The 7,171-nt window shown below is 46.2% G+C and carries 5 protein-coding genes and 1 tRNA gene; 3 read left to right on the plus strand and 3 right to left on the minus strand.

Annotated features, from left to right (window positions below; translation table 11 throughout):
* The first annotated feature begins 48 nt into the window (after positions 1-48).
* Together Q502_RS09565 and Q502_RS09570 are read left to right on the plus strand one after the other, a co-directional pair.
* Positions 49-2,361, plus strand: coding sequence for a hypothetical protein (locus Q502_RS09565; protein WP_099829641.1), 2,313 nt, complete (start codon positions 49-51; stop codon positions 2,359-2,361).
* Positions 2,362-2,759: 398 nt separating this feature from the next.
* Positions 2,760-2,834: transfer RNA gene (locus tag Q502_RS09570), tRNA-Val, on the plus strand.
* Positions 2,835-2,849: 15 nt separating this feature from the next.
* Here Q502_RS09570 and Q502_RS09575 read toward each other — a convergent pair.
* The 3 genes from Q502_RS09575 to Q502_RS09585 form a co-directional block, all read right to left on the minus strand.
* A complete protein-coding gene (locus Q502_RS09575) occupies positions 2,850-4,322 on the minus strand; it encodes an Rne/Rng family ribonuclease (RefSeq protein ID WP_099829642.1) in 1,473 nt (490 codons plus the stop codon).
* 101 nt (positions 4,323-4,423) lie between these two features.
* Positions 4,424-4,957, minus strand: coding sequence for a ribosome hibernation-promoting factor, HPF/YfiA family (gene hpf, locus Q502_RS09580; RefSeq protein ID WP_099829643.1), 534 nt, complete (start codon positions 4,955-4,957; stop codon positions 4,424-4,426).
* A gap of 66 nt (positions 4,958-5,023) precedes the next feature.
* A complete protein-coding gene (locus tag Q502_RS09585; RefSeq protein WP_099829644.1) occupies positions 5,024-5,512 on the minus strand; it encodes an NUDIX domain-containing protein in 489 nt (162 codons plus the stop codon).
* Between the two features lie 88 nt (positions 5,513-5,600).
* Here Q502_RS09585 and Q502_RS09590 point away from each other — a divergent pair, with 88 nt between their 5' ends.
* A complete protein-coding gene (locus Q502_RS09590) occupies positions 5,601-7,112 on the plus strand; it encodes a YifB family Mg chelatase-like AAA ATPase (protein WP_099829645.1) in 1,512 nt (503 codons plus the stop codon).
* Positions 7,113-7,171: the final 59 nt, after the last annotated feature.

Genomic DNA, 7,171 nt, shown 5'->3' on the forward strand with positions numbered 1-7,171 from the left:
GCTTTAGGGTGAGAGGTTGCCTCTCACCCTTTTATTTTGGAGGTGTCTATGAAGAAGGTAATCGTCTTGCTCTTATCTCTTGCTTCAGTCTTGCTTATCGGGATGGAGGTTCAGCTTAATCTAGGACATCTGGAATTCCTTAGAGACGAGTTCTCGATTGAGAATGTCACAAGAGTTGGTTACTGGATTTATGCTGACAGACTTCCCGATGGAAGCTACAAACATGCCGATGCTCCCGGCGAAGGAGTTACATGTGTTGATGATGTGGCGAGGGCGGCGATACTTTATTTGAGACTCTTTGAGACTTCAGGAAACCCTGAGTACTTCGGACGGGCAAGAGAAGCGCTGGAATTTGTACTTTCAATGCAGGATGTCGATGGGGACTTCTACAATTTCGTATTCGAAGATGGAAGAATAAACCTAAATGGGCCTACTTCCAGAAAAGGAGGAAACTGGTGGGCAGCTCGAGCATTATGGGCGCTTACTACCGGAGCACGGATATCTCAAGATTTTGACCCCGAGTTTTCTGTTAAACTGACCGAAGCTGCACATAGGTGCTTCCGAAGAATAATCAGCTTTGAACAGGACGGTCTTATTCATGGCTACACCGACCTCTCATCCGTTGTTCTTCTTGGAGCCGCCGAGTTGTTCATGATAGGCAACGATGCACTCGTGGGAAGTTTCGTTGAAAGGTGTTCTTCTGCTATTCGAGATAAGCTGGTTCTGAATAGCGACTCGCTTTTTGACGGTCTTGTAGACGAGGCACCACCTTCAGAATCGAAGTATTACTGGCACGGTTGGGGTTCGAGGCAGCTGGAAGCAATAGCTTTGGCAAGTGCGATTCTAGAAGACGACAATCTTCTTGAAGCTTCTGTAGAGGCTTTCAAGCGAAGCTCGGCGCTTCTGCTGAATGCGGGGCCTCTATACTCATTGTCTCAATACTTGCAACTTTTCCCGCAGATAGCCTATGCTGCAGAAGCTGCGATTTCAGCAGGGTATATGCTGTATGAACTGACCGAAGATGATGAGATTGCCTCTACAACGGCTCTTCTTGGAAGCTGGTTCCTTGGTGTCAACAAGTTGAACCAGTCAATGATAGGGAGGAACGGAGAGGGATTTGACGGACTTGAATTCTCACACGTAAATAGAAATGCAGGAGCAGAATCTACGATTTCCATGCTTCTTTCTCTCGAAAGGATCAGTAGGCTTCCCGATCAGTACGAACGGTTCTTTTCTGGTGAAGTAGAGATACTTGCGCCGGTTGAGGTAGTTGAAGCAGAATCCATGAGGGCTGGCCTTTCCGAATCAGCGATAATCCAGGGTACCGGCTTTTCGGGCAATGCCGTAATAAACATCTCAGGAGCATTCAGTCTTCGTATGCCAATAACACTTGCCGAGACATCATATTCAGTATTTGCAGCTCTAAATGAAGTCAAAGCTAACGAAGTGGTCTTTACCTTGAGGCTTGGGGATTCCAGATCAGAGAAGGTAGTCAGCCTAGAGCGGAGAGCCATTCTCAAAATCGGTACTGTAAAAGGTACAGGTAATGAATCTACCTTCACGGTGGGAGGAAGAATAACCGAAGGTAGTTTCGATCTCGATCAGATAATTCTCGTGCCGAATTTGGTGGTTGCTTACGATCCAGGAGAAGATGTTTCCTTTATTCTCAATTTCCGTGGAAGCGAGGAAGCACAAGAAGGTATTTCAATTGCAAACGGTAGGATCTTTGAAAGAGAGAGAAAGATTACTGAAGTACCACCGTCACTGGTGGTGGATGTTGTCGAACAGGACGGGTTCGTTCATTTGAATCTTGAAGAGCTATTCAACAACAACGGAATTGCATCTTCCGATGAGAGAAAAACGGCGAATTTCGACAACCCTCAGGGATTATTTGGAGCTTCTTACATATCTGCAGAGCTGGAGAGAGAGCTAGAATCAGGATTCCTTTCTGTTGGTGAGACTAGATTCTTAATGAACATCAAAGGCGACGACAACCTAAGACTCACGGGCCAGGCGATCACATTTCCAGCAGAAGTATTCAGTCGTATCTGTATCCTCGGTTCGGCGAACCATGGTGACTACGTCGGTGAAGCGCTGCTGATCTACGAAGATGGTTCGCAGCAAATGATCCAGTTGTCGTTTTCCGATTGGTGCGGAGGGCCATCGACTGGAGAGGAAATTGCGTTCGTGTTTTCCGGCAGATACGATAATACTGGGAATACAGAGAGAGTCAAGTGCATGCTGTACTATCGTTGTAGTGATCTTCTTGATAAACCGTTGAAAAGCATAGTCTTTCCTCAGCTGGCTAATGTGCACATTTTCGCAGTCTCGTTTGAGAGAGCAGGCTCCTGTGTTCAGTAGCAGTGAAGTTATTTGGAGAAGAATGCCGGTCCGTTGACGCAGGCCAGTTCTGCTTCGCGGCCGGAAAACCCGCTTAATGCTTGAGGGAACACGCTGTGCGCTGGGAAAAGCAGTCCTCAGGTTTGCCGTCCAATAGCTAGGATCCGTCCTTCTTCTCTTGCTTTTTCTTACAACTTGTATCTTGTAACTTGCAACTGAGCTTTAACAAGCGATCAGCGGGTCCTTGTTCTTAAGCGTACAGCGGATCTAGAAACGAAGGACAGATCCTCGCTCTGGAACGAAGAACAGGTTTTTCCCTCGGTTAACGGTCAACCGTTTTCACTTTGCCGCTACCTGTCATCACGTAACTAATCGTCAAACCTTGACACTGTACCCTACCGATGATAGAATTGCTGTACGGATGCGTAGCTCAGCGGAAGAGCGCTTCCTTCACACGGAAGAGGCCACAGGTTCAATCCCTGTCGCATCCACCACATAGGTAAAGGGAGTCATTTCGACTCCCTTTTTGTCTTAGTCTTGGGTTTCTTCAACTTTTCTTGCTTCTTCACGAATTTGATTTCATAAGAGGTCGGAATTGGCCAGGTGAAGCCCACCGAAATCTCTCTTTTTAGCGTCTTGACAAGGTTCTTCTGGTTTTCTGGAGTTAGGATTCCAGACATGTTTTGATAAACCTGAATGGAGGCGCTGGTCAACGATTCGTCCTGAAAACCCCTCGATAGATCCTTAAGCAGCCGCTGATAAACTGCCCTGGGAGACTCGATCCTTCCCGTTCCCTTGCAAATCGGGCATGAGGAATATAACTTGGACCCAATTGCAGCTGTCGATCGCTTCCTTGTCATTTCCAGCAATCCAAGTCTCGTGAATCCCATTATCATAGTTCTCGCCTTGTCCTTCTTAAATTCAGCTGTGAGACTCGATATCACTTTCTGCCTATCTTCATCGTTCTTCATATCAATAAAGTCTATAACGACTATTCCGCCAATGTTTCTCAATCTCAGCTGTCTCGCAATCTCTGAAGCGGCCTCTAGGTTCGTGTTCAATGAAGTTTCCGACACATCGTTGCCGGAGATACTGCTTGCAGAGTTCACATCGATTACCGTCATAGCTTCTGTTCTGTCTATGTATATGTTTCCTCCCGCGGGTAGGGATACCATTCTGGTATAGAGGATCTTCATTTTCTCGTACACTTCTTCAGACGCAAAGGCATCGCCTTCAACATACCTCACGACCGGTTTGAAACCGGACTTGAATTTGCTGATGCCGGCGACCACATCGTGCCAGAGTTCCTCTGAATCGACCACTATCTCCTTTGTATTTTCGGTCAGTCTCTCTCTGAGAATATACTCTACAAAGGAAGGTTCCTCATAGAGAATCTTCGGTTTTCTGCTTCTTCTAAATGTCTCGTTTATCTTGTTCCAGTTTTCACGCAGACTTTCAAGCTCTTCCTTTATTGTTTCCTCACCCACACCGAAAGCGGCGGTACGGAAGATCACACCTTCTTTGTTTTCAAGAACTGACTTCGCAACCGCGGTGAGCCTATTCCTTTCCTGCTGATCCGCGATCTTCTTCGATATTCCAATATGCTTCGAAAACGGTGTATAAACAAGGCTTCTGCCTGGTATGCTAACCTTAAGGGTAATCTGAGGCCCTTTCGAACCGATGGGATCTTTGCTGACCTGGACTAGAACTTTGTTGTTCTTCTCCAGTTTCTGTTGTCCGGAAGCATCTTTGAATCTAAGAAATGCGTTCCTTCCAATCCCAATATTCACAAAAGCCGCTTCAAGGCTGGGAACAACATTCTCTACCTTGCCAAGATAGATGTTTCCAGTTACACTTTCGCTGTCCATGTCTTCGAAAAAAATCTCTTCCAGCTGATCGCCGTCCAGAGAAGCGATCCTGACTTCGTCCTCAATTCGACTGAAGACAATAGTCTGCGTTCTGTTATTCTGTATTCTTGCCACCACCCTTTCATTTCTATAGACAGAACTAGATTTCGAATTCTACCATAATAATCATCTCACGTGAAGATTAAGAAAGCGGGCCACCTTCTGGTGGCCGTCCGCTATTCGTTCATTTCAATAATACCGATAGATCCGTTCTTTCTAGTATAGAGAACATTGACTTCATCAGTATCGATATTCCTGTAGACAAAAAAGGTGTGGCCAAGCATTTCCATCTGAAGAACGGCCTCATCCTCAGTCATCGGCTTGATAGTGAACCTCTTACGTCTTGTAATTACTGTGGATTGATCTTCTTCGAACCTGGAGGGAATTGAATCGAGGTTTTCCTTAAGGCCGTTTTTGTGCTTGTGGCGAGTTCTCTCTTTGAATCTCTTTATTCTTCTCTCAAAGGCATCAGATGCCGAATCCACTACTGTATAGAAGTCGCTGCCCTTTTCCTCCACGCGGACCATAACGCCCGGCAGATGGGCGGTCGCCTCGACCTTGTAGAACGCCCTTTCCTTCGAGAGCCTGAGATCCATCGAGATCAGCTTCTCCTCGTTGACAACTTTCGACACTTTTGAGAACCTCTTGTCGATGTAGTCTTTCATGGAGTCTGTAACAGTTACGTCTTTAGAGTAGATGTTGTAATCCATGATAACCCTCCTCTCGCGTGATGCTACCAAATTGCGTTACTTCATGTTATCACATACCAAAGGCCGTTACAGTACGCTGGAATCAGGACTCCCTGTCCTGAGCTGGTGTTTGCTCGCTACCTCATATAACTGTACTGAACTCAGAGAATTCCATTCTGTCTTGAGACGTGAAGAAAGCCAAATCGGAAGTACTCTGTACTTCTCAATCTCTCCAATTTCCACCCATTTGACTTCAACCAACGTTGGAACTCCCGAGTTATCTGGATCTGATCCCAGGTTGGTCCTTCCCGAGACGTAATCGCAGGAAAATATCACCTCCAGAAGGCTTTCTCTTTTGAATTCCTGTAGTGCAACAACCGATTTAGGAAAGACTTCAAGATAAGTCTCTTCCCTTATCTCTCTCTTGATTGCAGTAAAAAGATCTTCGCCTGGTTCAACAAGTCCGCCGGGGAAACACCAGAAGGGAGGTCTGTCGCGATGCTCATGACGAACAAGAAGAACAGATTCGTCTTTTATGACCAAAGCTCTTACACTAATACGATGTGTATTCTTCATATGCACACCTCGACCATGCCTCATTTCAAGTATATCACCTCTTCGCCTCTTGATTGATATAATTTCATATATGATAGGAGGTTATGAGATGCGCTATTCAAGAGTTAGAACGATTACAACCATGGGTCTTAACGTTTTGGATGTTCTCGTTGAGCTGGATATTGACAGCAGGGCAGTAATCCAGGAGATGGATATCGTAGGTCTTGGAGACACCGTAATTAAGGAGAGCAAGAAGAGAGTTAAGAGTGCCGTCAAGAACTCGGGGATAGAGCTACCCAACGGTCGAATAACGGTCAACCTAGCTCCGAGCGATGTGAAAAAGGAGGGATCTTATCTCGATCTTCCTATAGCGGTGGGGTTGCTTAAGGCAACTTCGAAAATCAAAACCGATCTTTCCGATTACATTTTCTTTGGTGAACTGGGTCTTGACGGAAGCCTTAGGCGAGTAAGAGGCGTCTTGCCAATTCTGCTTTCGCTTTCCAGCAGGGCAAATGGTCTAAGAGTTGTGCTTCCTGCCCCAAACAGACAGGAAGCTACAATAGTGAACAACCTTACTATTTTCACGGCGGATAGTTTGAACGATTTGGTTGGCTTTTTGAACGGACACGTGGAGAAAAAACCCGTCGTCTATTCGCAGCCCGAATTGGGAAGTATGAATGGGCCGGACATGTCTGAGATAAAGGGACAGGAGTTTGCTAAGAGGGCTTCTGAAGTCGCCGCGGCAGGAGGGCACAACATTTCCCTTCGAGGGTCCCCGGGATGTGGAAAAACAATGCTTGCCCGCAGAATTCCATCTATTCTCCCTCCGCTAACTATGGATGAAGCTATTGAGACCACAATGATTTACAGCGTTGCTGGACTGCTGGGTGAAAGAGGCCTGATAAAAGAGAGACCATTCAGGTCTCCTCACCATACTGCGTCGACAACATCTATCGTTGGTGGTGGAAATGATGCTAGACCGGGTGAAATTAGTCTTGCCCACAACGGTGTCTTATTCATGGACGAGTTTCCGGAGTTCAGAAGAGATGTAATCGAGGCTCTCAGACAACCGCTGGAGGATGGAGTAATTACTGTTGCAAGAGCAAAACTGACAGCCACTTATCCTGCCAGATTCATGCTCATAGCTGCCCAAAACCCGTGTCCTTGCGGATGGTACGGGGACAAAACAAGAGAGTGCACATGTTCTTGGTATGACATTCAAAGATATAACAGGAAGATCTCGGGTCCAATGGAAGATAGGATAGATATCTTCGTTGACATGCCAAGACTCGATTTCGATAAGTATATGGAAAACTCAACGGCAGAAAGCTCTGACGAAGTTCGGAAGAGAGTTATTACGGCAAGGAAGAGACAGTCGTCGAGATATGCAGGAATGAGCATATTTTCGAATAGTCAGCTCAGTCATGCCTTACTGAAAGAATACGTGCCGCTAGACTCAGCATCGAGATCACTTCTTTCGGCAGCCGTGGAAAAGATGAAATTAACTGCAAGGGCCATTGATAGAGTTCTTAAAGTAGCACTTACTATAGCCGATCTCGAAGAAAGTGAAGTTAAGGCCAGGCACATTGCTGAAGCCTTACAGTATCGAAGAAAGACCTAGAGTTCGGCACTCTAGGTCTCCATGAGAGATCTGACCAGAGTGTGCCAAGAAGGCGAAGA

Origin of the sequence: Mesotoga sp. Brook.08.YT.4.2.5.2., from assembly GCF_003351125.1 — a bacterium.
Lineage (GTDB): Bacteria > Thermotogota > Thermotogae > Petrotogales > Kosmotogaceae > Mesotoga.